The sequence below is a fragment of the Corynebacterium sp. MSK297 genome (assembly GCF_030232885.1).
In the GTDB taxonomy this organism is placed as follows: Bacteria; Actinomycetota; Actinomycetes; order Mycobacteriales; family Mycobacteriaceae; genus Corynebacterium.
Genome location: NZ_JASPGD010000013.1, coordinates 1 through 24,720, shown reverse-complemented (window position 1 = coordinate 24,720; position 24,720 = coordinate 1). Strand labels below are relative to the sequence as shown.

At 59.6% G+C, this 24,720-nt stretch carries 20 protein-coding genes and 2 pseudogenes; 10 read left to right on the top strand and 12 right to left on the bottom strand.

What is annotated here, in order from left to right:
• Positions 1-197: 197 nt before the first annotated feature.
• Positions 198-1,955, top strand: a complete 1,758-nt coding sequence (locus QP888_RS10175) for an RNA/DNA-binding domain-containing protein (RefSeq protein ID WP_284813464.1) — start codon at positions 198-200, stop codon at positions 1,953-1,955.
• Here QP888_RS10175 and QP888_RS10170 read toward each other — a convergent pair.
• Positions 1,952-3,343 carry an aldehyde dehydrogenase family protein gene (locus QP888_RS10170; RefSeq protein ID WP_284813486.1) on the bottom strand — a complete coding sequence of 464 codons (1,392 nt, stop codon included), beginning with the start codon at positions 3,341-3,343 and terminating at the stop codon, positions 1,952-1,954. The genes QP888_RS10175 and QP888_RS10170 overlap by 4 nt on opposite strands.
• A 171-nt stretch (positions 3,344-3,514) precedes the next feature.
• Here QP888_RS10170 and QP888_RS10165 point away from each other — a divergent pair, with 171 nt between their 5' ends.
• The 6 genes from QP888_RS10165 to QP888_RS10145 all read left to right on the top strand — a co-directional run bounded on the left by QP888_RS10165 (position 3,515) and on the right by QP888_RS10145 (position 8,450).
• Complete coding sequence (locus tag QP888_RS10165; protein WP_284813463.1) at positions 3,515-4,513, top strand: TAXI family TRAP transporter solute-binding subunit; 999 nt, start codon at positions 3,515-3,517, stop codon at positions 4,511-4,513.
• A complete protein-coding gene (locus tag QP888_RS10160) occupies positions 4,513-6,561 on the top strand; it encodes a TRAP transporter permease (RefSeq protein ID WP_284813462.1) in 2,049 nt (682 codons plus the stop codon). The genes QP888_RS10165 and QP888_RS10160 overlap by 1 nt, the downstream gene beginning before the upstream one ends.
• Before the next feature lie 21 nt (positions 6,562-6,582).
• Positions 6,583-7,614: an LLM class flavin-dependent oxidoreductase gene (locus tag QP888_RS10155; protein ID WP_284813461.1), complete on the top strand. Its 1,032-nt coding sequence runs from the start codon at positions 6,583-6,585 to the stop codon at positions 7,612-7,614.
• Positions 7,615-7,728: 114 nt separating this feature from the next.
• Entirely contained in the window at positions 7,729-7,917 is a 189-nt protein-coding gene (locus QP888_RS10150; protein WP_284813460.1) for a hypothetical protein, read from the top strand.
• A complete protein-coding gene (locus tag QP888_RS11195) occupies positions 7,896-8,153 on the top strand; it encodes an integrase core domain-containing protein (protein ID WP_350338246.1) in 258 nt (85 codons plus the stop codon). Before QP888_RS10150 ends, QP888_RS11195 begins: the two co-directional genes overlap by 22 nt.
• A gap of 66 nt (positions 8,154-8,219) precedes the next feature.
• Complete coding sequence (locus QP888_RS10145) at positions 8,220-8,450, top strand: aminoacyl-tRNA hydrolase (protein ID WP_284813485.1); 231 nt, start codon at positions 8,220-8,222, stop codon at positions 8,448-8,450.
• Positions 8,451-8,675: 225 nt separating this feature from the next.
• Here the strand turns inward: QP888_RS10145 and QP888_RS10140 are convergent, their stop codons facing one another.
• From QP888_RS10140 to QP888_RS10100, 9 genes are all read right to left on the bottom strand, one after another.
• A complete protein-coding gene (locus QP888_RS10140; RefSeq protein WP_284813459.1) occupies positions 8,676-10,409 on the bottom strand; it encodes an ABC transporter ATP-binding protein in 1,734 nt (577 codons plus the stop codon).
• Entirely contained in the window at positions 10,406-12,184 is a 1,779-nt protein-coding gene (locus QP888_RS10135) for an ABC transporter ATP-binding protein (protein ID WP_284813458.1), read from the bottom strand. The genes QP888_RS10140 and QP888_RS10135 overlap by 4 nt, the downstream gene beginning before the upstream one ends.
• A complete protein-coding gene (locus tag QP888_RS10130; RefSeq protein WP_284813457.1) occupies positions 12,181-12,648 on the bottom strand; it encodes a class I SAM-dependent methyltransferase in 468 nt (155 codons plus the stop codon). Before QP888_RS10130 ends, QP888_RS10135 begins: the two co-directional genes overlap by 4 nt.
• Positions 12,645-13,382, bottom strand: a complete 738-nt coding sequence (locus QP888_RS10125; RefSeq protein ID WP_284813456.1) for an ABC transporter permease — start codon at positions 13,380-13,382, stop codon at positions 12,645-12,647. Before QP888_RS10125 ends, QP888_RS10130 begins: the two co-directional genes overlap by 4 nt.
• Positions 13,379-14,131, bottom strand: a complete 753-nt coding sequence (locus QP888_RS10120; RefSeq protein ID WP_284813455.1) for an ABC transporter permease — start codon at positions 14,129-14,131, stop codon at positions 13,379-13,381. Before QP888_RS10120 ends, QP888_RS10125 begins: the two co-directional genes overlap by 4 nt.
• Positions 14,128-15,171, bottom strand: coding sequence for an ABC transporter ATP-binding protein (locus QP888_RS10115; protein WP_284813454.1), 1,044 nt, complete (start codon positions 15,169-15,171; stop codon positions 14,128-14,130). The genes QP888_RS10120 and QP888_RS10115 overlap by 4 nt, the downstream gene beginning before the upstream one ends.
• A complete protein-coding gene (locus QP888_RS10110) occupies positions 15,168-15,884 on the bottom strand; it encodes a hypothetical protein (protein ID WP_284813452.1) in 717 nt (238 codons plus the stop codon). The genes QP888_RS10115 and QP888_RS10110 overlap by 4 nt, the downstream gene beginning before the upstream one ends.
• A 174-nt stretch (positions 15,885-16,058) precedes the next feature.
• On the bottom strand, positions 16,059-18,260 hold the full coding sequence (locus QP888_RS11285; protein ID WP_284813451.1) for an ATP-binding cassette domain-containing protein: 2,202 nt from the start codon (positions 18,258-18,260) through the stop codon (positions 16,059-16,061).
• Between the two features lie 107 nt (positions 18,261-18,367).
• Positions 18,368-19,009 (bottom strand): ECF transporter S component, encoded by a 642-nt coding sequence (locus tag QP888_RS10100; protein WP_284813449.1) that lies wholly within the window; start codon positions 19,007-19,009, stop codon positions 18,368-18,370.
• A gap of 458 nt (positions 19,010-19,467) precedes the next feature.
• On the opposite strand from QP888_RS10100, the pseudogene QP888_RS10095 reads away from it, so the two are divergent.
• The 3 genes and pseudogenes from QP888_RS10095 (at position 19,468) to QP888_RS10085 (ending at position 22,646) form a co-directional block, all read left to right on the top strand.
• A pseudogene (locus tag QP888_RS10095) lies at positions 19,468-20,543 on the top strand (IS110 family transposase).
• A 374-nt stretch (positions 20,544-20,917) separates the two neighbouring features.
• Entirely contained in the window at positions 20,918-21,364 is a 447-nt protein-coding gene (locus tag QP888_RS10090; protein ID WP_284813447.1) for a hypothetical protein, read from the top strand.
• Between the two features lie 85 nt (positions 21,365-21,449).
• Positions 21,450-22,646 (top strand): annotated as a pseudogene (locus tag QP888_RS10085) (IS3 family transposase).
• Between the two features lie 623 nt (positions 22,647-23,269).
• Here the strand turns inward: QP888_RS10085 and QP888_RS10080 are convergent.
• The gene (locus QP888_RS10080; protein ID WP_284813445.1) at positions 23,270-24,097 is read right to left on the bottom strand and encodes a hypothetical protein; all 828 of its coding nucleotides are present in this window, start codon (positions 24,095-24,097) and stop codon (positions 23,270-23,272) included.
• The gene (locus QP888_RS10075) at positions 24,090-24,638 is read right to left on the bottom strand and encodes a class I adenylate-forming enzyme family protein (protein ID WP_284813443.1); all 549 of its coding nucleotides are present in this window, start codon (positions 24,636-24,638) and stop codon (positions 24,090-24,092) included. The genes QP888_RS10080 and QP888_RS10075 overlap by 8 nt, the downstream gene beginning before the upstream one ends.
• Between the last annotated feature and the right edge of the window lie 82 nt (positions 24,639-24,720).

Below are 24,720 nucleotides of genomic sequence, written 5' to 3'. Positions count from 1 at the left end.
TTGCAGTTGTTGTTATTTATTGAAACAACTAACAACAACTCTAAACAACTAGCAACAACTATTCTGAGCTGTGAAAATAACCAACTTTGTCCGCCTTGACACCACGCAAGTTGTTTCCGAGTTGTTTGCTAGTTGTTTTAGAAGAAGAAAAGCCGGGCAGAAAACAACTTCCTGGGTTTTTGTCTATACTTAACCTCATGGATGCCACTGCTACCCAACTGCCGCACCACATCATCGAAAGCCTCGATGCAATTTGGGATGGCCAAACGGCGGACTCCCAAGAATCCTCAGTGCTGGAATTCAAAGAGGACCCAGCTTCAGTAGTTGCAGCGAAACCAGGAACTAAAAAAATTTCCGGCAACCCACGCGCAAACCTGATCGAAAAACTCACAGACGAAGCGATCTGCCTCGCCAATGGAGATGCAGCAACCGGCCACATCATCGTCGGTGTCAAAGACAAAACTCCAGGCAGTCAAGCTTTCATGGGTACGGATTTTGATCCGATAGACATTAAACAAAAAATCTTCAATAACACCGTCCCAAACCTGCGCGTCGACGCCTGGAGGATGGATTATCGTGGCGTTCAACTACTGGCCATCCACGTTCCAGGAGCTTTAACGCTGTATACGCGCAAACAAGGGCAGGCAACAAAGCGTGATGGTACCAATTGTCGCCCAATTCCTGAAGAAGAACGCCGCCTGATCCGTCGCATCCGAGAGGATGATGACTATTCCAATCGTATTTCTTCCTATCCGGTAGAAGATTTGTCTCATGAAGTCCTCACTGAATTGCGACGACTGTTACGCTCACACCGCCAACGTCGCGGCATCGACGCTGCCACCCCAACCGGTGCCCAGGCACTCTTGCGCGAGGTCGGTTTACTCAGCGATGATGGCAGCCTCAAACGTGCAGGTGAAATTCTGCTTACGCCTGCATCCACAACCCAAGTCACAATTCGCCACCTATGGCGAGCATTACCCGGAGCAGACCCAAAAGCCACAGAGTTTTCTACTCCATTACTTGAGGCACTGCCAGCGTTGCGTCGGCTCATTCTAGAACGAGCTGATCAAGAAATGGTCCGGGTGCAATTCGACAGCGGGCAAGAATCGGCGATCCCTCGTTTTCCTGCGCAGGCTATCGACGAAGCCATCACCAATGCCATCATCCATCGCGACTGGCGCACGGAGAAGCCGGTCGTCATCGACCAGTCGCCACGCATCTTGAAAGTGTGGTCACCCGGTCCATTGGTCCCTGGTGTCGACGAAAACCGTCTCCTCACAACACAATCCGTCCCCCGAAACGGACGGTTAATGGCGAGCATGCGTTCAATTGGGCTAGCCGAAGAATCATCTCGCGGTTTTGATCGTATGTGGTTGGCGATGCTGAACACTGGGCGCGAAGTTCCAGAAGTCATCACTTCGAACGAATTTGTCGAGATCATTTTCGCAGCCGGAACTCCCGACGTCGCATTCATCCAAGCAATTCACGAACTCACAGCGAGATTCGGCGATGAAATCATCCATAATCTAAACACAATGCTCGTGCTGTGGAAGCTCTGGCACGCACCGCTTATAACCCTCAAGCAAACTGCGCATAGCACCCAAACATCTCAGCTCGAAGCTCGTGAACTATTAAATGCACTCGAAGACTACGGCGTTGTTCAGCGCATAAACAATGCAGATGAATGGGTATTATCCGCGCAGGTGGCACAATTGTCCGGCAAGGATCTGCCCACCGCGGCTGCCAGCGTCCAAGAGCGCATTGAGGCGCAGCTCCAGGACGGCAACTCCGTTGCTGCAGCGGAATTAGCAGAACGTTTCGGCATATCGCGTGGTGAAATCACCAACGTGCTGCGCCATCTGCGCACATTGGGCCGAGCACACATCGATCCAGCTGGTCCACAACGCGGCTCGGGAACCCGCTGGATCGCAACAGCGCCAAACACTCCCCGCTAAGCGTTAATCGCTTGCGGGTAAGCCAACCCCTTCAGGCCTTCGGTGCCGAATTCCACACCATAACCGGAGGATTTAATACCACCGAACGGCACCCGCGGATCCACCGCACCATGCTTATTAATCCACACCGTGCCGACCTGCAAACGCGTTGCCACCTCGCGGGCTTTCTGCGCATCCGCCGACCACACCGACGCACCCAACCCCACGTCCAAGCTGTTGGCCCACCCGATGGCCTGCTCCAGCTCAGAATAACGAATCAGTGGTACCGCCGGGCCGAACTGCTCTTGAGCAACCAATGGGTTATCCGGATCAATATCAGCCACGATCGTTACCGGATAGAAAAACCCCGGCGCATCATAGTCTGGATCTCCACCAACGAGCACGCGCCCACCACCATCTTTTGCGGCTTTGACCAGGCCATCGACAATGTCGAACTGGGCTTTATTCTGCAACGGGCCTAGCACGTTGTTCTCATCCAGACCATTGCCCATCGGCATCCGCTTGGCCACAGCTACCAGTGCTTCTGCCACCTCATCATAGATCGCATCCGGAACGTAGATACGCTTAGCTGCAGCACAGGTCTGCCCAGTATTGATAAACGCACCCCAGAACAGATCTTCGGCAATCGCCTGCGGGTCGACGTCGTCAAGCACCACGGCGGCATCGTTACCGCCAAGCTCCAGGGTCAGGCGGGTGATGTTGTTGGCAGAAGCCTCGATGATTTTCTTGCCGGTTTCAGTCGAACCAGTAAACATGATCTTGTCGATGCCTGGGTGGGTTGTCAGTGCTGCACCAACCCCACCGGAACCAGTGACAATGTGCAGAACGTCCTTCGGCAACACAGTATTCGCAATGGCCACCAGCGCACTGACCGATAGCGGGGTGTAGCCCGATGGCTTGACGACGACGGTGTTTCCCATGCGCAGCGCCGGAGCGATCTGCCAGATGGTGATCATCATCGGCCAGTTCCATGGACCAATCGCACCGACGACACCGAGCGCGCGGTAGTGCACGGTAGCAGTGATGTCATCGTCGACGGCGGTGTAATCCGGTGACGCAAACGATGCGGTTGCGCGCAGCCACGCGGCACATGCGCCGACCTCAAAGCGGGCATTCGGACCGTTGAGTGGCTTGCCTTGTTCTTGCGAGAGCAGCTTGGCTAGTGGTTCTGCGGCTTCTTCGATGGCATCAGCGAATTTGTTCAGCAGTTCGCAGCGAGCGTGATCCCCCTGGGCTTCCCATTTCGGTTGCGCAGCACGGGCGGCGGCGACGGCATCGTTGAGGTCGTTTTCGTCCTGCAGCTGGTAGCTGCCAACGAGCTCGCCGGTGGCGGGATTGTGGATCTCGGTGCTGCCATGACTGTCGCTGTTGGTGGTGATGGCGTCCATAATGGCGTCGTAAGTGGTGAGGGTATTCGTCTCTGGCACGGGATGCTCCTTAGCCTCTGTTACAGGAGTTTCTATTGTGATCTGAGTGCAAGCATATACAATGTGCAACCCCGGTGATAGTGTTGCATATCACAACAGCTTTATGACAGTTAACTCCAAGGAGAACATGGGATGCGCAGATCTACCAAGATCATCAGCACAGTCTGGATCATCCTGCTCGCTGGAATCGTGACATCCTGCAGCAGCACCAGCGGTAATGCCAGCGATAATCACGACAAAGCCACCCTGCAAAACTGGGATTTCATCACGGTCGCCTCCGGCGGTACGTCCGGAAACTATTATCAAATCGGCTCCACCATGGAGACTATTCTTGGCGACGAGCTCGAAGTCGGCACCTCAGTACAGCCCAGCACCGGCTCGATTGAAAATATTGAGTTGCTACGCCAGCACCGCGCAGAAATCGCCTTCGTGATGGGTGATGCCGTCTACCAGGCGCAAAAAGGAATCGGCCCCTACGCAGGCAAGACCGATACCCCGGAACTGGCTGCCATCACCGCGATGTATCCCAACTGGCTACACCTGGTCACCTTGGAAGGCTCGGGTATTAAAACCGTCGACGACCTGCGGGGCAAGCGCGTCGGCGTGGGTTCACCGAATTCTGGTGTGGAAGCCAACGCGAAGATCCTGCTCAATGCCTTTGGCCTGACTTACGACGATTTCGACGTCGATTTCCTGTCCTATTCCGACTCCGCCGACCAACTACAAAACGGACAGATCGACGCCGCTTTCACTTCCTCCGGCATCCCAAACTCCGCGATCATGGATCTTTCTGCACAACAAGACGTGCGCATCGTGCCAATTGAAGGCAAGGGTTTGGAGAATCTGCTCGCGGACTATCCGATTATTAATACGGGCACAATCCCCGCAGGCACCTACGACAACACTAAAGAAGTGCCGGTCATCGCGATGATGAATCAACTGGTGGTGCGCAAAGACGCTGCGGAACACGACGTCTACCTGGCAACCAAAGCATTATTTGAAAATTTGGATGAGCTTCATGCCTCCGCGAAAGCTGCCCAACAGATCACGCTCGATAGCGTCGAAGACGGCCTAGTGCTAGACCTGCACCCCGGCACGCGACGCTATTTTGAGGAAGTAGGTGCACTGTAATGAATGCTGCAACAACTCCCACGTCACAGGCCACATCAGACTCCCAGGCCCACGCAACACAGCAGAACCAGCCGTCGGTAAGCACCCCTGATGTCGGCGAAAAGCTCGAGCAATTCGACCGCGAATCACGCACCCGCGAATTCACCTCGCCGGTAACGCACTGGATTTTCATCGCATTCGCGGTGTTGGTTTCGCTGTACCACATGTACATCGCCTATTTCGGCGCCCCGCCAGCGTTGTTGCACCGTTCGCTGCACGTTGGCGCGATTTTGATGCTGTGCTTCGCGTTGTACCCCGCGCACAAGAAGGCCTCGCGCGGATCCATCGCAATATACGATTACGTGCTGATCATCGCTTCGGCGGCAACGTTTGTGTATATCTGGCTGAATTATCAGGACATCCTGAACCGCATCGTCACCCCTAATACCGCGGACGTCGTCTTCGCTGCTGTGCTGGTGGTGCTGGTTATCGAGGCTTCCCGGCGCGTCACCGGCTGGGCCCTGCCCATTTTGTCGCTGGTGTTTCTGGCTTTTGCTCTGTTTGGCCAATACGGGCCGTTGCGCTTCCGGCACCGTGGCTACGAGCTCGACGACATCCTGGACTTTTTGTACCTGACCAACGAGGGAATCTTCTCCACTGCAGTAGCCGTCGCCGCTTCTTATATCTTCTTGTTCGTGCTGTTCGGAGCGGTACTGCAGAAATCTGGCCTGGGACAATTCTTCAACGACATCGCGTTGGCACTGGCGGGCCGTTCCCGTGGTGGCCCCGCGAAGGTCGCGGTCATTTCTTCCGGTTTTCTGGGTTCCATCAATGGTTCAGCCATCGCGAATGTGGTTACCACAGGTGCGTTCACCATCCCGTTGATGAAGAAAGTTGGTTTTAAACCATACTTCGCCGGTGGTGTGGAAGCCTCTGCTTCAGTGGGCGGGCAAATTCTGCCGCCGATCATGGGTGCATCAGCGTTCATCATGGCAGAAACCCTGGGCATGCAGTACACGGAGGTCGCCATCGCGGCGCTGATTCCTGCGGTGTTGTACTACATCGGTGTGATCATGCAGGTGCATTTCCGCGCGGTACGCGATGGTTTGAGCGGAATTTCCAGTGACAACCTACCTGCGGTAAAAGAGGTGTTGAAAGAGCGTGGCCACCTACTGGTTCCACTCGTCATCTTGATCTACATGCTGTTCTTTTCTGGGCAGACGATTTTATTTTCTGCACTGATTACCATCCTGGCTACCATCGTGATCGCCCAGCTGCGCGGAAATACACGCATGTCTGTCAAAGACATCATTTATGCGCTTGCCGACGGCGCCAAGACCTCCGTCGCGGTGTCGATCGCGTGTGCCTGTGTTGGCATTATCGTCGGCGTCGTCACGCTGACCGGGTTCGGCGTGAAGTTAGCGAATGCGATCGTGATCCTCGGTGAAGGCAGCTTGTTGTTGTCACTGGTCCTGACGATGATCGCCTGCATCATTTTGGGCATGGGTTTGCCGTCGATCCCGGCATATATCATCACCTCCACGATGGCCGCACCGGCATTAGCGGAGCTCGGCGTCGAGGCGCTGGTGGCACACCTGTTTGTGTTCTATTTTGGTTTGTTCGCGAATATCACCCCGCCGGTAGCTTTGGCGGGATTTGCCGCAGCTGGTTTGGCGGGCGATGATCCGATGAAAACCAGCGTGCAGGCGATGCGCCTGGCGATTGCTGGTTATTTCATTCCGTTCATGTTCGTCTACAACCCGGGTTTGTTGTTGCAGGATGTCACCTGGGCCAGCGGCGCGTTAGTCGTCGGCACCGCCATCGTTGGTGTGTGCATGCTCTCTGCTGCGGTGGAGGGTTTTGCGCGCACACGTTTGCCGCTGGTAGTGCGCGTGTTAGTTGGCGTCGGTGGTTTGGCGCTGTTGTTACCAGGGTTGGCAAGCGATGCAGTTGGCGCAGGGTTGTTGGTGCTTGGGCTTGCACAGCAATTCATTACCCAACGCGGTGAGAAAAAGCGGGATTCATCGCAGGTTTTGCCGAAAGAAGGCGCAGCCACCCCGAGTAGTTGACACATCATCTATTATGGTGTCATGAAGAAATTCGGATTCCTTAGCTTCGGCCATTACAAGTTCCCCGGCCAGCGTGGGCCTAACGCCCAGCAGACCCTCAAGCAGGGTCTGGAGCTTGCCGTGGAGGCAGATAAGATTGGCGTGAATGGCGCGTATTTCCGCGTGCACCATTTTGCCCCACAGGGGGCGGCGCCGATGCCGTTGCTTTCTGCGATTGCCGCGCGCACAAAGCACATTGAGGTCGGTACCGGCGTGATCGATATGCGCTACGAAAACCCTTTGTACTTGGCAGAAGAGGCCGCCGCACTGGATTTGCTTGCCGACGGCCGGGTCGCGTTGGGAGTTTCACGGGGATCACCGGAGCCTGCGCACCGCGGTTGGGAGGCTTTCGGCTACACCGGTTCCGACGATCCGCGCGGTGCAGATCTTGCCCGGGAGAAATTCGCGAAGTTTATGCAGGGTGTGCGTGGTGAGGCCGTCGTCAAGTCTGCACAGGACCCGTATCCACCGATTTACCAGCCAGGTACTCCACTACCGGTGATGCCGCATTCGCCTGGTTTGCAGCGCAATATCTGGTGGGGTGCTGGAACGAAGAAAACTGCCGAGTGGGCCGCTGAGCAGGGTGTGAACCTGATGAGTTCCACGTTGTTGACGGAAGCCACTGGTGAGGCTTTTGGTGATTTGCAGGCGGCGCAGTTGCAGGCTTTTCACGAGGCGTGGCGGCAGGCTGGGCATGATTGGACGCCGCGGACGTCGGTGAGCCGCAGTGTGTTCCCGATTGTCAGCGATCGGGATCGTACGTTGTTTGGCATGAGTGGCGGGAATGATCAGATCGGCATTATTGATGGTTATGAATCCACGTTTGGTCGCACTTATGCCGGCGAGCCGGAGCAATTGATCGAGCAGCTCAAAGACGACGCCGCCGTGATGGAGGCGGATACTTTGATGCTGACGATCCCGAACCAGCTGGGTGTGGATCTGAACCTGCGGCTTTTGCAGAATTTCGCCGAGCATGTGGCCCCTGCTTTGGGTTGGGAGCCGGCGAACCGTTAGTTCTGCGCTTCGTTTTATAGGGCGACGACCAGGCACTAGCTGGGCTTGGTGAGAGCGTCAGGGGGTTTGTGTGTGAGGCTCTGATCTAGATGGAAAATCCTTAAGCTCGCCAGCTTGATCGGCGAGCTGTCGAGTTCTGCTGATGACGCCAGCGAACTGGGCAAAGGCTTGTTGCAGGTATCGATTAACTCTGGTCTGCAGGCGCTCAACCAAGCGATTGTCAGTACCAAAAAACGGCAGGGCTTGTTCACCATTGGGACCATGGCTCGCGCTACGTCAGCATTGTCTACAACGAGCGGCTAGCCGAGTACAGGATCACTGCGTCTACCGGGATAGTCAGTGATTCCTATGACAATGCTGTGGCTAAAAACGTCAACGGATCCTACAACAGTGAGCTCATTGATAGCCGAAGGTGGGCAGACGTTGTTGAGGTAGAGATCACGACGTTTGAGTGGGTGAATTGGTGGAATGAATCAAGGCTCTATCAATGCCTTGGCTATCACACGCCAGCGGAGGTTGAATCAGAGTTTTGGAGCTGACAACCGGCCCAAGAAATAATGGAAAATAAGGCAAATGCCTAGGAACAAAACCCAGGGCACTTCAATCTGTCGGGTGGGCCGGTCGCGGCGCTGGCGAAGTTCTTCAATGTCGCACCTACCGACGTCGTGGTGGTCCACGATGAGCTCGATCTGGATCCGGCCGACTATGTGCTCCGTAACTTCAATGCCAAGGAGCGTGAGGAGCTCGCTTTCACTCTGCCCACCGCGGCGGAGGCAGTGGAGATAATCGCCAGCCACGGGCTGGAAATTGCTCAAAACCAGGTGCACGGGCGGTAGTAGCTAGCGGCAAGGCAGCAAAGAGCCCCCTTCTCTCCCAGCTTTCACGGGGATGAGGAAGAGGGCTATTTTCGCTTTCTAGGAAGCTTCAGCCTTACAGCTCGTCGGTGTTCGTGCTGCTCGGCGTTTTCGTCGGCGGTTTCGCTCTGCCCACCGAGCGCCTGGCGGTGGGATTCGGGAAGCTGCGACAGGGCGCCCGTGAGGGCATCGACCAGGTGATGAGGATCAGGCGCCCGGGGAGCTCCCCGTCCGGCACGCCCACGACTCGGCGTAGCGGCCGCCCTTCGCCAGCAATTCATCGTGCGTGCCCCGTTCTGCGACCGTCCCGTCCTCCGAAAGCACGACGATGAGGTCGGCATCGCGGACGGTGTGCAGGCGATGGGCGACGACGATCACGGTGCGATCGCCGCGCAACGCCTCCATCGTGCCGACGATCGCCCGCTCAGTGGCCGCATCCAGCGAGGACGTCGGCTCGTCGAGAAGCACCACCGGGGAATCCTTCAGAAGCGCCCGGGCGATGGCGATGCGCTGCCTCTCGCCTCCCGACAGCAGCGTCCCCTCCTCCCCCACCGGGGTATCCCACCCGGAAGGCAGCAGCTCCACGATGCGGTCCACCCCGGAACGCCGGGCGGCCTCGCGCAAGCGGTCCCCGTCACCGGGCCCGGAACCGAATCCGGGGTCGGCGAAGACCACGTTGTCCCGCACGGACGCGTCGAAAAGGAACGTCTCCTGGAACACCGGGGTCACCAGCGAGTTCACGCCGTCGGTGCCGATCCGAGGCAAGGGCACCCCGCCGATGAGGATCTCCCCCGAGTCCGGATCATGAAAACGCGACAGCAGCCGCATGACCGTCGTCTTGCCCGCCCCCGACGGTCCCACTACAGCAACCAGCGCTCCCTGAGGTGCACGGAAGCTGACGCCGTCGAGAACCTTCTTATCCCCGTACCCGAAGCTCACGCCGCAGAACTCCACGTCATGCCCGTTGGGCAGCTCCGGTGCGGTCGGTTCGGGAAGGGCGGGGATCGCCCGCAGGTCACGCAACGCAGCCAACGTGTTGCGGCCCGCACCGAAACCGCCGGACAACGCTCCCGCCGTGGTGATCGGTCCGGTGAACTGGACGACCACGATGAGCATTGGCGCCAACTGCGCCGGCGCCATCCCGCCCGTCGCGGCGACTGCTACGGCGACGATTACCGCCGCCGTGAACACCGCATGGACGACCGAACTCAACCGTCCGATGGCCGCCCCCTGCGTCGACGTCGCCTTCGCGAACGTATCGTGTTGGGCCCGGATCGCCTCATCCACCATCGCGTCCGCCGCCGAACCGTCGCTCGCGGCGCGAATCGCCTGCTGGCCGCGGGTGAACTCGATTAGCCTGCCGGAGACGGCAGCGACGGCGTCAGCATGCGCTTTGTCCGACTCCCCGCCGACCCGGCCAATGGCCCGGTAGGCGAAGAAGATCACCGGCGCCGACGCGACGAGAACCAAACCGACGCGCCAATCCACCGCCAGAATTCCAAGGGCGATGACGGTCGGCGCGACCACCGCGGCGATGACGGGCCGCAGGATTACGTGCGGCACGGACGCCGCGAACGCGATACCCGACGACGCCATCTCCGAAAAGCGGCCGGCCGTGGACTTGGTGACGTACCCGAGTGGCAACGTCAGCACGCGTTCGCCCAGGGAATGCAGCAAGGACGACAGCACCGCTGCGGAATTCGCCCTGCCGACCGTCCCCGCGGCGAGGGATAGCACCGCATGGGCGACCGCGAGGCCGGCGATGACGCCGGTGAAACGCCACGCCGTCGCATCATCTCCCTCGGCCAGAGCCGACAGCAGCGGCAGCAGCGCGACGAACGCCGCTCCCTGGGCCAGCGCGGCAAGCGCGGCCAACGCAATGAGCCACGCCAGCGTCATTCTCGAGCGCCGATCCGTCATCGACCACAAGTCCCGAATCATCGGTTCCCCGCCTTTTCGTCGTCTGATTCAGTGCCCCGCGGGGCGGATGGTTCGTCGTCGAGCGCGAACGCGCGCCACAAATCCCGGTAGCGGCCACCGCGCGCAAGCAACTCGTCGTGGGTACCCGCCTCCGCGACCGCTCCCCCATCGAGAACGAGGATGCGGTCGGCGTTGCGGATCGTGCTCAACCTGTGCGCGATCACAATCACCGTCCGCGAACGGGCCAAACGCTCGATTGCGGACTGGATGAGGGCCTCGGAAGCCGGATCCGCGTAAGCGGTTGCCTCGTCGAAGATGAGCACCGGCGCGTCCGTGACGATCGACCTCGCGATGGCCACGCGCTGCGCCTCACCGCCGGAAAAGGTCACGTCGACGTTGACCACCGAATCCAGACGCTTCGGCAGCGCCGCGATGACCGCATCGAGGTTCGCGAGCTTCGCGGCCTCCATGATTTCGCCGTCGGTGGCGTCTCTCCTGGCCAGCCGGATGTTCTCCCGCAACGGCAGCGTGAGCAACTGCGGATCTTGGAACACCACCGACACCGAGCGGTGCACGTCGCGCACGGCGATGTCGCGAAGATCGGCGCCGCCCAGCAGCACCGAGCCTTCAACGGGGTCGTGGAAACGCGCCAACAGCCGGGCGACGGTGGACTTTCCGGAACCGGAGGACCCCACCAGCGCAGTGAGGGTCCCCGGTTCGAACGTCGCGGACATCCCGTCGAGGACCCGCGGCCCATCGCCGTAGGAGAAGACCAGGTTCCGGACCTCGAGCGCGCCTCCGCGCACGGGCACCGGATCGGCGGGCTCGGCGATTGGCGGCGTGCCCAGCACCTCCGCGATGGACTTCAGGGCGGCAATCCCCGCGATGATGGGTTCGGAGTTCATGGCCACCCGCACGATCGCCGCGGAGAGTCCAAGGCTGAGAACCAGCCCGGCGACGAGACCTTCCGGTATGCCGCCCGCGGCATCCCTCAGAGCGAGGCCGGCCCAGCACACCACTGCGAGGACTGTGATCGGGGACGTCACCACGTCGATGAACCCGAGATAGATGTTCGACTGCCGGGACCAGGCGGACCACGCGCGGACGAACGACAACGCCGCGGCATCGTAGCGACCCGCGCCCTGGTTGGCGCGTCCGAAGGACTTCATCACCGGGATACCGCGCACCAACTCGATGACCGCGGCCGTCACTCCTTCGGAGGCTCGCTCGTAGTCGCGCTGAAGACCGGCTCCGCGCGAAATCATCACGCCCATCAGGGCGAAGGTGACCAGCACCGGGACGACCGCCACCGCCGCGATCCGCCAATCCACCGCGACGAGCGCGATGAGGGAAAGCAGGGGAACCAGCACCGCCACCACGGTCTCACCGACGGTGTGGCCCATGAGCTGGTGGACAGCCGCGACGTCCTTCTCAACCGACCCGATGATTCCCGACGAGCGCCGGGCGTCCAGCCAGCCCAGCGGCAACTTCCGGATTTGGGCGACCAGCCGGCGCCGGAGGTGGAGCTGCAGGTCGTTATCCGCCCGGTGCGAGAGCATGCCGGCGGCGCCGTCCGCGGCCATGCGCACCGTTGCGGCGACGACGATGACAGCCACGGCCAACCACGTCCGATGCTCCGGGGCCTCCGGGTACGTCATCGCGATGTCGATGATGCCGACCAGCGAAGCGACGGTAGCCACCGACGACAGGACGGATAACGCGACCACCGCACGCATCCGGGTCCGGATCGGGGCGAGCAGCGACCACGGGCCTACGGTCCCGTCCACGGCGCTCACTTGCCCGCCTCCCCGATCGCGCTTTTCTTCGTGAGAGTGCAGAAGTACACCATGCCGGCGCGTTCGCGGGCGATGCGGATCGCATTGGGCGACAGGTCGTAGCCGACGATGTTCGCCCTGCGATAGCGAGGCTCGGCGGCGAGCATGTGGGCGAGCCACCCGGTTCCGCAACCGAGGTCGAGATCCCGGGCCGGCGCATCCGGCCCGGGATCCAGCGCACGGAGCTTCCGATACACGGCGGCGGCGTCCATCGGTTCACGCGCATAGCGGCTGAGGAACCTCGGCTGGACCTTGTCCTCGTAGGCCGCGAGGAGTCTGCGGTTGTTCTGGACGATCTGGGCAATCGACTTCATCTGGTTCTGTCTCCGGGGTGTGTGGGCCGCGTCCACGCGGCGGTTTCGGGTTAGGTGCTCGGGTTCGCGGGCCGTCGTCGGCGGCGCCGCCCCCGTGGACGTGCCCGTCATGCAGACTCCCCCGGCCTCGTTTTCACGGCGATGCCCCACGCCGCGAGCACGGCGATGCCTAAGAACCAGGCCGCGCAGACCACCAGACCCGCAGCCCCGGTGCCGTTGACGGCCTCGCCGGCCGCGGATACGGGGGTGTGCCCGGCGATTCCGCGCAGGAGGGGACGGAAGTGGTCGGCGGGCATGAGCACCGTGTTGACGAACATCGCAACGATGATTAACGGGATGAGGGCCACGGAACCCTGGGGGCTGGTGATGGAGAACGCGATGTACGTGCCGGTGCATGCGGCCGCCGCGGCAACCATCGCCCCGGTCACCGCGATCCTCCACCACCAGGACATCTCCGGGGGGCCGTCGGAAAGCAAGGCGGCCACCGCCGCGACGACGGCCGTCATCGCCATGATCCGGCTGAACTCGGCAATGATCCGTGCGGCCGGCACGGCCGCGTACGGTGACGGCATGGTGATTAACCGCTCGTGGAAGCCATTGCTGCGTTCAACGAACACGGTGGACGATCCCGTGATGGCCAGGATGAACGCCCACGCCGTCACGACCAGGATGACCGCGTTCCGGAGTTCGAACTCTCCGGTGAGCTGCCTGACCAGGCCACCGAACATGCGGTTGACGATGAACAGGTACACGAGCGGAGCAATGAACGTCATGAACCAGAAGTCGGGGCGCCGCAGCCAAATGTGGGCGATGCGCCGCAGATGCACGAAGATGGCGCCGATCATGATTCGCTCCTCGAGGTGAACCGGCGGATGAACAGGACGATTCCGGCGACCATCGCGACACCGAGCCACAGGGCTGCCTCTTCCCCGGCGCTATCCGGGAAGGCGTCCGGGGACGCCGCCCTGATCACCTCGATCATCGGCGAAAACGGCATGTGACGTACGACGTCGCGCAGGGAGCCGTCCAAAGCGGTCGCCGGAATGAACGCGGTGGAGAACATGAGCAGCAGCATTTCCAGCGCCTGAATCGATGAGGCCGTCGACACCGGGGCGGGCACCATCAGGATCACCCCGTCCGTAACCAGGGACAGGACCGCCGCGGCGAGCAGCGACCACAGGACAGTCCACGCGACGTCACCGACAGCCATGTCGAGGCCGCAGGCCCACGCGACGACCAGCAGCGCCGCGATCGACGCGGACATCCGCAGCACATCGGTGGCGAGCCTGCCGGCGACATAGCCGCCTGTGGCCCCGGGCAACACGCGCACGCGGTCAACGAGCCCGGATTCGACGTCCTGTCCCACCGCCATCGCCGACGCCGCGGCGGTGAACATCGCCGCCTGGAACAGGCAGCCGCCGAGCACGAAACGCAGGTACCCGAAGCCGGATTGCCCCGCCGAGTATCCAAACACCGCGTACAGGCACAGCAGGAAGAGGGGCGGAACTACGAACATGGAGATCAGCGACGCGGTGTTGCGTCGCAACAGCAGCAGATCCCGACGGAGAAACGCCGCGACCGACGTCGCACTCATCGCGCCGCACCCCCCGCGTTCATCGATATGAACACCTCGTTGAGGGTGGGCGACGACACGCTCAGCGAATCCGGCGACGCTTCCGAGGCCTCCATCGCCTGCGCCACCGCCTCGAGGACCCGCGGTCCGGGGTCGACGTCGAGGGACACCGACTTCCCCGCGACGCGGGCGCCGTCTAGGCACGTTCCCCCGAGGCAGCGGGCGAACGCCTCCGCCTCGGCGGCGGTGGCGAAGGACACGCGGAGCACGTGCGACCCGAAGTCGCGGCGCAATTCCTCCGGCGTTCCGCTGGCGACGATGCGGCGATCCTTGAGCAGATGGACGTGGTCGGCCAGCGCCTCCGCCTCTTCCAGGTACTGGGTGGTCAGCACCAGGGTCATTCCGTCGTCGCGCAGTTGCCGGATGAAGCCCCACAGCTCTTCGCGGCTGACAGGGTCCAGCCCCGTCGTGGGTTCGTCGAGGAACAGCAGCCTGGGCACGACGCACAGCGACGCAGCGATGTCGAGGCGGCGCCGCATGCCACCCGAATAGGCCGACGCCAGCGTCGAGGCACTGTCCGCGAGCGAGAATTGCGCGAGCAGTTCCGTCGCGCGGGCGGCCGCGGCGGCGCGGTCGAGTCCGCGCAGCCGCCCGAAGAACTCCAGGTTCTCCCGGCCGGTGAGGTTCTCGTCGATCGCCGCGAATTGGCCGGTGGTGGCAATGTCGGCGCGCACGCCCGCCGGGTCCTCTTTCACATCGCGCGAGAAGATGCTCACCTCGCCGGAGTCGGCGGTGATGAGCGTCGACAGGATTCGGATGAGGGTGGTCTTGCCTGCACCGTTGTGGCCGAGGAACGACACGATCGCCCCGGCGGGCACGGTAAAACTCACGCCGTCGAGCACATGCTTGCGCATCCGGGCGCCGCGCTTTCCCTTGCGCCCGCCGTCCGGCGGGGCACCTGCCCCGCCTTCGGGCGGGGTGCCCGCATTGCCCGCAATCGGGTAGCTCTTCGTGAGGTCGCGGACGACGATCGCCGCACCTCGTTCAGCTTGATCCGTCATCGTTTCCCCTTTTCTTTGGTATCGCAGTGGGCCGCTGTCGGCAGCGGCCCCGTGGTCGGGTTGTCATGCGGCACCTCGATATGGATGCCCGCATCGCCCGCGTCGGCGGACGACAGTGCGACGACCAGCTCAGCGGGTTGGGGAGTGCCCTTCGCCCGCGCCTTCCGCGATGTCACGGCCGCCCCGAGACGGGCGAGCAGACCGGAGACAAAGGGCATCGCGTACAGTCTCGACGTGCGGATCTTCTCCACTGACTCATCGGGGAGGGCATCGAAGGCGACGTGGTAGGAATATCCACGGATCGAGGGGCACACCTCGCGCCGGGCATCCCCGTCGAGGGCCACGATTGCGCGGCGGGCGTCGATCGAATCGTTGACATCGATGTACCCGGTGCCTGAGTCGATGCAAGCACGGACGACGGGTCCACTGCCCTGTCGTCCGTTTCCGGCGCCCGGCACCGGCGTTCGATGTACTCCCCGATGAGAGCCCCAGAACGCCCGGATGAGCCCGCGGTTCTCCGAAACCTGGAAGATCACGCGATCGCCGGGGCCGATGCCGGCTTCGGTCAACCGAGTCGCAGCCGCCACCGCCTCCGCATGGACCCGGCCGTACGGGACGAAGACGTCCCGCCGATTCTCGACGAAGGTGATCCCCTTTTTCGTCTCATCGGCCTTGTCCCGAAGCACGTCGCTGATGGTCCGGATCGTGTTCACTGGTACCTCTTTCGGTTGTCGGCGCCATGCCGGTTCCGGGCGGACCGGGCCCGCATGGCGTGACCCGGAGGATGTGTCTGAAGGGTTGAAGGGGTGAAGCAACTGGGTGGGGCGCGTCCCCGCACAAGCTCGGAAACGCTCGCGGGCCCGAGACCCGCCGGTTCCGAGTGCCCGTCAAGTCACTGTGGACACCAGGGCGGCGACGAAGGCCGCGGCGGACGCTGCGGCCGCGAACCCGTCACGCACTCGCCAGGGGTGAACGGTGCGGAAGGTACGCCGCGGATAGAGGCCGAAGTTGCGCATCGCCAGGGTCAGGGACAGCTTTTCGGCGCAGCGCACGGCGCTGACGAACAAGGGGAAGGCGATGCGCGCGGGCGTCGTCGCGCGTATGAAACCGGAGCGGAAAGACTGCTTCGGTCGCATCGAGCGCAATCTAATCGCCCATGTCAGCTGGGGGATTTCGCTGCGCAGGAACGCCGCGATGCTCACCCCGGAAATCGCTATGGTGCACCATGTGTAGGGAACCCGGAGGCGTTGCACCATGGCGTCGAAAAGCTCCTCGACGCGCATGCACGCGGAGACCAGGACCGTCCCCGCGAACACGGCCGTCAGCAGCAGTCCGTGATGGATGCCGTGGCGGACGGCCTCCGCCGGATCCCCACCGCCGTAGAACTCGGAGCGCCACCCGAGCAGGCCGAAGAACACCCCGATCAACAGGACGAGGAGGACCTTCCCCGCCGTCGCCCGAACGTCGCGTTCCGCGATCGCAGCGAGTGCGAGGAACGCAACCCCCGTCAGCGCGAGAACGGCGTCTCCGCCGGAGAGCAGCCCGGCGACGAGGACAAGCATCACCGCCGCGACGATCGTGATGGCGTTCAACCCCGCGCGCCTCCGAGCGTCGGATTCACCGGTCCAGGGGCTTTCGTCCCCGGACGTCCGTGCGCCGGCCGCGGGCAGTGCGCGATCCCGCCGGGACGACTCCGGGGCAGCCGGCACGTCGGTCGCGGGACCGGACCAGGCGACCTTCCCTTCGGCGACGATGCTCGCCCGATCCGCCCACGTTCGCGCGACACGGCGGTCGTGGCACGTGAACACAACGGTTCCGCCGGCCCCGGCGTATTCCGCCAGCGCATCCAGCACGATGCGCGAGCTCGGCGAATCCAGGTGCGCCAACGGCTCGTCGAGAAGCAGCAAACGGCGATTGGCCGCCACCGCCAGGAAGATGCCCAACCGTCTTTTCTGTCCGCCCGACAGGACGAACGGCGAGACGGGGTCAAGTGCCCGGGGGCACAGGGCTTCCCGCAGTTTCCGCAGCTCATCGGCGCCGAGTGGCCCGTGCGGGTCCGTGCCGGCCAGCGCGGAGTCGATTTCCGCGGCGACGGTCGCGCGAGTGAACTGGTGCTCGGGGTTCTGGAACGCCCACGACGCGAAGGCGTCGGGGACGCGCCGGGCGGACGCGCCGTCGATCTGGATGTCCGCTCCCGACTTCATCTGGCCCGACAGCACCGCCAGCAAGGTGGACTTACCGGCTCCGTTGGCGCCGACTAGGGCATGAATCTCGCCCCGTTCCAGTGCCAGATCGGCCCCGTTCAGGATCCTCTCCCCGCCTCGGGCCACGTGGGTTCCGGTCAAGGCCAGCAGTGGAACGGCATCCGCCTCCGATTCCGGATCGGGACGGTCCGCCGCCCCCGTGCCCGGCGTACTGGCGTCCGGCGCTCCGGCGGTCGCGGCCGACGTCGCAATGTCCTTCACCGCGATGCCCTCCGGCGCTCCGTGCGCGGCGACGTTCCCGTCCGCATCGAGGATTGTCACCGTATCGACCCACCCATCGAACGGGCGGAGGTCGTGCTCGATGAGCAGGATGACGCGCCCCGGGGCCCGCAATTCACGGATGGCGGCGAACAGCGACCGGCGACCGTCCTCGTCGACGTGGGCCGCGGGCTCGTCGAAGATCATGACCTCCGGCGCCCTGGCCACCGCACCCGCGATGGCCATCCGCTGGCGTTGCCCACCCGACAAAGCCCACGGATCTTTTTCCGCGAGCTCTGACAGCCCGAGCTCCGATAGGGACTCGGCTGATCGCTTGGCGACGATGCCGGCTTCCACGAGGGAAAATTCGAGGGCCATGGACACGTCATCGACGACTCGGAGCGTGAGCACCTGCGTCGCCGGGTCTTGCCCGACGAAGGTGACCCGGTCCCCGTCCACGGGGTATTCAGTGCCGTCGGCATCGACGATGTGCACGAATCCGGCATGGTCGATGGGGATGTGCGAGGGGATCAGTCCAGCGATGAGGTGGGCCAGGCTCGTCTTTCCGCATCCCACGGGTCCCGTGATGGCGTTTATCGTGCCGAAATCGAAGGAGAGATCCACCATGTCGGGTGCCCATCGCCCATCGGCGTGCCGCACGCCCGCGCCACTGACCCGCAACCGGGCCGGGGCCGTCCCGCGTGTCGCACCGGCGCACGCGGGTGCTCCGCCGGTCACCGGGTGACCCCGCGGCCGCGAAGCCCCTTTGCGACGGCAAAGCCCAGGACCAAAAACACCAGGCTCGATGCCAAGGCTACGGCGAAGCTGATCAGGGTCATGGGCGTGGTCGGCGAGTCGACGCCGACTGCGCGCGGAGCCATCGTTCCCATCAGCGCGGAGAACAACATCGCCGACGCCACGAACTGGGGGCGCGTCCACCGCCGGTACAGGGTGACCATGAACGGAAGCTCGATGAGCAATCCTTCCATAATCAGCGCCCCGATTGCGGCGGCGCCGAACGGGGTGGTCGCCGCGGACACGACGCCCATGGCAAGGCACGCGATGAGGCTCGCGCCAGGCTTGCAGACGACGATGAGGGGAACAACGCACTGCAGGAACCACAACCCGAGCGTCGCCGCGACGAGATAAACGTGGGCGATGCCGGCGAACACCTGCAGGTAGGTCAGGGGCACGATGATGAGAGACCCCGCGACGCCGATCGCGGCGGCGACGAGCATGTCGCGGGTGGATGGTCGGCCAGCCGCTGCGACCGGTGCAACGTGCACCAACCGCCCGTCATCCGTCTGCGACGCCACCGCGTCCCCGGCTCCCCCTCCGGAGAGGGGTTCTCCGGTCGATCCACGTTTTCCGTTCATCGTCACCGCCTCGTTTCCGTTGCCGATTCCCGATCGGGAACACCATCTAAAACAGTATCAGGTTAGGCAATGCTGATAGATTTACGCCAGGCTCAATTTACTGACCTTGCCCCCGCTCCCATTACGTTGTTAGCAGTTCCACATCAGGGCACCGAAGATTCATAACCTGTCCACCCGACTGGGCAGGCTATGTTTATGTTCGTTCGCGCCGTCCGAAAAGACAGTGGAACTAGTCGCTGGCTTCGGTATGGCTTATTCCTGTCCCTGTCTGACAATGATCCAGGGGGTGATGCCGCCGAAGACAGTGACATACTTCAACTGCTAATAGGAACCTGACCCAGCCCAGGTGGTATGAGGTCTCACAGTAATATGGATGCCAGTACCAAGTATGTCCGACAACCCCAGCGATGAAGCTTAAATAATCCAACCTCTAATTCATCGCTAGGAGGCATACACCCATGGCCTATGACTTCGTCATTGGCGTCTACGTTGGCACATACTTCCACCACGCCTGCGTCCTCGATCCCCAAGGCAGACAAGTCCTATCCAAACGCATCAACCAGCATGAAGGCTCACTACGCAAGCTCTTCAGCACATTCCTCGCCGACGACGCCTACGTCATCGCCCATGCCGGTCTTAACCTTCCAGATGCCCTGCGCAACCTCGACCGCGTTGAAGAAGTCTTTATCCAGCTGAAAGTTCTCAACGGTATCGACGAAGACCTCGCACGGGCCTACACACGCCTGATTAACCAGATGCGATCCGCGCTCGTGGGAACCTATCCTGCATTCGAACATGTCCTGCGCGGACAGACGATTCACAGAAAGTGGATCCTCCACCTACTTGCGAAATACGGTGGTCCCACCAAGATCGACGCGTCGGTAGCACACGCCTGAAAGCCTTTGCGCGCAGTCACAACGCGCGCAATCCAGAGCCTGTCATCGATGCCATGCTTGCTGCCATCCACGGGCAGACCGTGTCCATTGCCGGCGCAGAATACACCGAACTTGGCGTAGCAATGTCCGCCAAAGATGCACTGGCCAAACTTGGCCATCGTACAGAAATCGAGGCGCAGGTACTTGAACTTATTCAGGACATTCCTCAGACCGAAATTCTTTTATCCATGCCCGGCATCGGCCCGCGTAACACCGCGCAGATCCTCATGACTGTTGGCGATATGTCCGACTTCCCCGATGCAGGGGTTAAACGACAAAAAGTGTGTGCCAAACCCCGCAAATCTACACCCCTAGCAGCACAAACCCCGAATCAGTCGACAACGTCCATTATGTCGAATTCGCCCAACCGGGCTGGCAACAAAAAATTAAACAACGCCCTATGGCAATCGTCTTTTGCATCGATCAGATTCCACGAGCGCTCCCGGCAATTCTATGAGCGAAAACGCAAAGAAGACAAAAGACACAACGCCGCAGTCGTCGCACTCGCACGCCGACGTCTCAACGTTGTCTTCGCCATGATGCGAAGCGGCGAGCTCTACCGAGACATGTCCACAATCCAGGAGGCCGCAGCAGCCTAAAACCAACAGCCCCTTATCCAAGCCGATTGCACAAAAAGCCCAATCGGCTCCTCACGATGCCCGAAAACAACATCCACAAAGCGAAAAAGAAGCCCTTTACACCCCCAACAACCTCACCCACGGAGTTGACAACCTATATAGGAACACCCCACAAATTTGGTCAGCCAAATGGCTATTTTATGGGCGATTAATCAGAAACTATTCCGATTAACAGGAATTCGCCTTATCACAGGCTGTCATGAAGATATGATGGGGAAGGGAGAAGTGCTAATCGCTTTCCCTCGCGGCAACTTCGCTACGTTCTGAGATTCTTCTGGCAAACCTGGCTCAGCTTTCTTCCCCAACGGAATCCAATGTGAAAGAAGGTCTAATTGGTGAAAAACCCCTATCGGATAGCTTTGCTCCTCGTATCTGGTGCATTCCTCATTGCAGGATGTTCCAACGCTCAGGAAGGAGCTGATTCTTCTCCTGTCAGTCTCCCCGGTAGCAATGTCTCAAAGATTCCAGTTCGCAACCCGACAGATCCTATCCTTGGAGACGTCTCACCAGATGGAAAATGTGATGAGTCAGTGATTGATATTGACCATGAACGACCTACAGCACATATCACGTACAAGGGACAACCTGGAGACAAAATTAGGGCTGAGATTATCTTTATGGATAATTCTAAAGAATCAAAGACTCAATCTTTTGAGATGGGAAGCATGCAGGCTGAAATGCAGCTACCAACCAACATTCCAAATTCTTTAATATCGAATATTAAAGTACATGCGGAAGGTCGCGTGGGGACTCCTGGTGAGTGCACGATAGAGGTTAAGTAAATTTTTAGTGAGTGGGCCTGACCCCTGTTTGGTGGACACCTGATACCCAACCCAGTCGGGCTGGAAAGAAAGGTAATCTACCACCATGACCAGGTATTCTGAAGAATTCAAACGCGATGCCGTGGCCCTGTATGAAAACAATGAGGGGCTCTCACTGGAGACAGCATCAGCAGAGCTCGGCGTCAACCGAGTCTCGCTACATTCATGGGTCAAAAAGTACGGCACCGGAAAGCGTTCCCGCATAAAAGCCGTGCACGATCAAGCCCAACCGGCGAATGATTCTGAGCGAATCCGCCAGTTAGAAAAAGAAAACGCTAAGCTGCGCGAAGAACGCGATATTCTGCGCAAGGCTGCCAAATATTTTGCTTAAAGCAGACTCACTGGTGACCGGTTTCCAGTTTGTCTATGACCACCGAACCGAGTACTCGGCTTACACGGATGTGCGATGTGTTAAAGCTGAATCGTTCTTCGTTTTATCAATGGGTCAGCACACGGGAAAAACGCAGGTTAAAGATGCAATCAGAGGGTCTTATTGGCATAAGAATCAGGTCCATCTTTAATGATGAGCATGGTCTTTATGGTGCTAAACGCATCGCCGCAAGCCTCAAGGAAGACCCGGCGTATACCCCGGTTAATCACAAGAAGGTTGCACGAATCATGAAAGCCATGGGGCTACAAGGCTTTAGCACACGGCGTCGGTGCATCACCACCAAGCGCAAGCCAGGCCACCGTGTCATGCCCGATTTAGTGGGACGCACATTCACAGCTGACAAACCGAACCGCGTTTATGTCGGCGATATTACCTACCTGCCCTGTAAGGGAGGCAAGAACATGTACCTTGCTACAGTCATTGACACTTATTCACGGAAACTTGCAGGTTATGCACTTGCCGTGCATATGCGTGTCTCGTTGGTTATTGATGCGCTATCCCACGCACACGGTGTACGAGGCAGCCTTGATGGGGCTGTTTTCCATTCCGATCACGGCAGTGTGTACACCTCACAGGAATTTCAAGACCACTGCGCCCAACTTGGTGTGCGCCAATCCATGGGCGCGGTGGGAACTAGCGCTGATAATGCCCTAGCAGAATCGTTTAACGCGACCTTAAAGCGGGAAGTTTTGCGTGAGCAGAAAGTCTTTGACGATCCGATCGCCTGCCGTCAGGAAGTCTTTCGGTGGTGCATGCGCTACAACCACGCGCAGACGACACTCCTGGTGCAATCTTGTAGCTCCTGATGTCTTTGAAGCTACGACTTCAGCTACACTGGCTAAAGTCGCATAGTTAACCCCCGACGTGTCCACTTTCCGGGGTCAAGCCCGGGGCGCACTACGTTGTACGAGTACATTAAAGTCGGAAATCCAATAAAGACATGATGCGTTTAACGGATCTTTTTATAAGGGACGTGCACCTTATGCTCGATTTAGATCAAATTTTAGGTAACGAATGTCTCTTTGAGGTGTCGATCGAGGGATTCTAGATCTGGAACGAATTTGTTGACCGTCGATGCCAGTGCAAGATTTTCAGTGTTTTCTGACACTAGAACTATGTGAGCTCCCCCAAGATGGGCGGCGTATAATTCCATTGCTGTGCCCATGCTTAGGGTGCCCAAGGGTAGATAGCCCACTACGAGTTCGCAGGTTCCGACTTTCTTAGTCGCCCAAAGGAACTCCTCCTTGATCGCTGCGATATCTTGTTCTGCGGGGGAGGCTCCTTGTTTTCTGGAGCCGAGGATCCGAGTCGCGATCTGTATGACTTTTTGGTCAGGGTGAAACTGTACACAATTAGGGAATAGCCCTAGGACTACCTGAGAAATTTCGGTTCGATACTCTTGAGGCTCTCGGTGGTCGGCGTTTCCATGCGCTTGAATAGGGCCAACAATGCAGAAGTTGCGTGGTGTAGATGTGCTATTCATAGCTATCTAGTTCCCATGCCTGCTTGTTTTCCCAGTAGCATAATTCGGCTCTATGAATATAGTTTTCAATCTCTAACTGATCCGTGTGGCCATATCGATTGATGATTGACCAGAACCAGCTTTCACGATCTCGGTTAAGCGGCGAGCTATTGATTCGATATTCGATTTTCCCTCCGGCTTTTAGAGGAAGTCTAGCTTCAAGATAAGCCAAGCTATCCGGATCGATGTAACGAACGGAAAGTGACGTTTGTTCTGGATGGAACAGGAATGGCCGGTAATCAAATCCGGTTAATGCTCTATCAACGCTATTGGAGGAAGATAGAGAGAACTTTCTGCTTACTTGATAAGTTCTTTTGCTTTTTGACCATTTGATCTGTGCAATGTGTAGCTGGCCTTTAGCTGGCAGCCATGCTGCTTCTACGAAACCAACGCGCAGCTCGCCGTTGTGATCCTCTGTGAAGGGCGCTGCAGGAACTCTGACGGTTGTTTCGTCTTGGTCGGACTTCTCAAGGAAAACAATCGGTTCAAGATGTGACAGATACGGATCGATTACGACCATCGTCCCATGAACGTTAGCTACACCAGTAAGGTGGCGGCCATCTCTGAGATAGGTAAAGGAGATGCCCGTTCTTATAGCTACTCGATCTGTGACTTGAAAAAGCTGCTGTACGCACACATCGCCAAACTTCTCGGCAGGAGTAGTTTCATGAAATGCGCGTATTAAAGGCGTGCACGAAGAATAGGGCATTCCAATGACGGTTGCTGCTAGCTCTTCTTGGCAGACGGTTAAGAAACGATGGAGAGGACAATTGTTATGCATAGCGACGATCGATCCACTCTGTGTTAAGTCCTAGTTTTTGCATTAAGTTCCTGCGGCGTATCTTCCAGGTGGATGTCAGTGGGACTTGATCCCATGACACCAGGACAGGATCTCGAAGAGTCACGCCCGGAATGTCTACCAGAGCCCATTGTTCTAGGAGCTGCTCTGTTTCACCTGCGTTGGGAATAGCTACAGGCACTAACTCTTGGTGTGCTACGGGCAAGAGGATGATCTCCTGCGCTGCGGAAAGCTGTTGCAGTAACACACTTTCCATGTGCGTTAGACTGCGGTCGCCGAACTTGTCAGCATTACGATCGACAAACTTGATTCGTAGAAGTTTGTCTAAGTAAGCAACGTCACCGGTGTTCCACCAACCTTTATGCCATTTCCTCTGATATTGGTCTTCATCTCCTAGGTAGCCAGTCGTAATAGACTTACCACGAACTACAGCGACACCTTGTTGGCCTTTTCGAACAGGTTGGTCAGGGTTGTCAGGGTCAACAATTTTGATTTGAATCTTTCCAAACCATGGCCAGCCCATAGTGTTGGAGTGGGCTGGAATATCGGACCAGTGACCTTAACTGGTAACCTCGAGATTTTCTTTCTTCCAACACTCAACAAAC

Excerpts from the sequence above, each read along its gene's own strand:
- QP888_RS10175 (WP_284813464.1), top strand. The coding sequence starts at position 198 with ATGGATGCCACTGCTACCCAACTGCCGCACCACATCATCGAAAGCCTC.
- QP888_RS10170 (WP_284813486.1), bottom strand. The coding sequence starts at position 3,343 with ATGGACGCCATCACCACCAACAGCGACAGTCATGGCAGCACCGAGATC.
- QP888_RS10165 (WP_284813463.1), top strand. The coding sequence starts at position 3,515 with ATGCGCAGATCTACCAAGATCATCAGCACAGTCTGGATCATCCTGCTC.
- QP888_RS10160 (WP_284813462.1), top strand. The coding sequence starts at position 4,513 with ATGAATGCTGCAACAACTCCCACGTCACAGGCCACATCAGACTCCCAG.
- QP888_RS10155 (WP_284813461.1), top strand. The coding sequence starts at position 6,583 with ATGAAGAAATTCGGATTCCTTAGCTTCGGCCATTACAAGTTCCCCGGC.
- QP888_RS10140 (WP_284813459.1), bottom strand. The coding sequence starts at position 10,409 with ATGATTCGGGACTTGTGGTCGATGACGGATCGGCGCTCGAGAATGACG.
- QP888_RS10130 (WP_284813457.1), bottom strand. The coding sequence starts at position 12,648 with ATGACGGGCACGTCCACGGGGGCGGCGCCGCCGACGACGGCCCGCGAA.
- QP888_RS10125 (WP_284813456.1), bottom strand. The coding sequence starts at position 13,382 with ATGATCGGCGCCATCTTCGTGCATCTGCGGCGCATCGCCCACATTTGG.
- QP888_RS10120 (WP_284813455.1), bottom strand. The coding sequence starts at position 14,131 with ATGAGTGCGACGTCGGTCGCGGCGTTTCTCCGTCGGGATCTGCTGCTG.
- QP888_RS10115 (WP_284813454.1), bottom strand. The coding sequence starts at position 15,171 with ATGACGGATCAAGCTGAACGAGGTGCGGCGATCGTCGTCCGCGACCTC.
- QP888_RS11285 (WP_284813451.1), bottom strand. The coding sequence starts at position 18,260 with ATGGTGGATCTCTCCTTCGATTTCGGCACGATAAACGCCATCACGGGA.
- QP888_RS10100 (WP_284813449.1), bottom strand. The coding sequence starts at position 19,009 with ATGAACGGAAAACGTGGATCGACCGGAGAACCCCTCTCCGGAGGGGGA.
- QP888_RS10080 (WP_284813445.1), bottom strand. The coding sequence starts at position 24,097 with ATGCATAACAATTGTCCTCTCCATCGTTTCTTAACCGTCTGCCAAGAA.
- QP888_RS10075 (WP_284813443.1), bottom strand. The coding sequence starts at position 24,638 with ATGGGCTGGCCATGGTTTGGAAAGATTCAAATCAAAATTGTTGACCCT.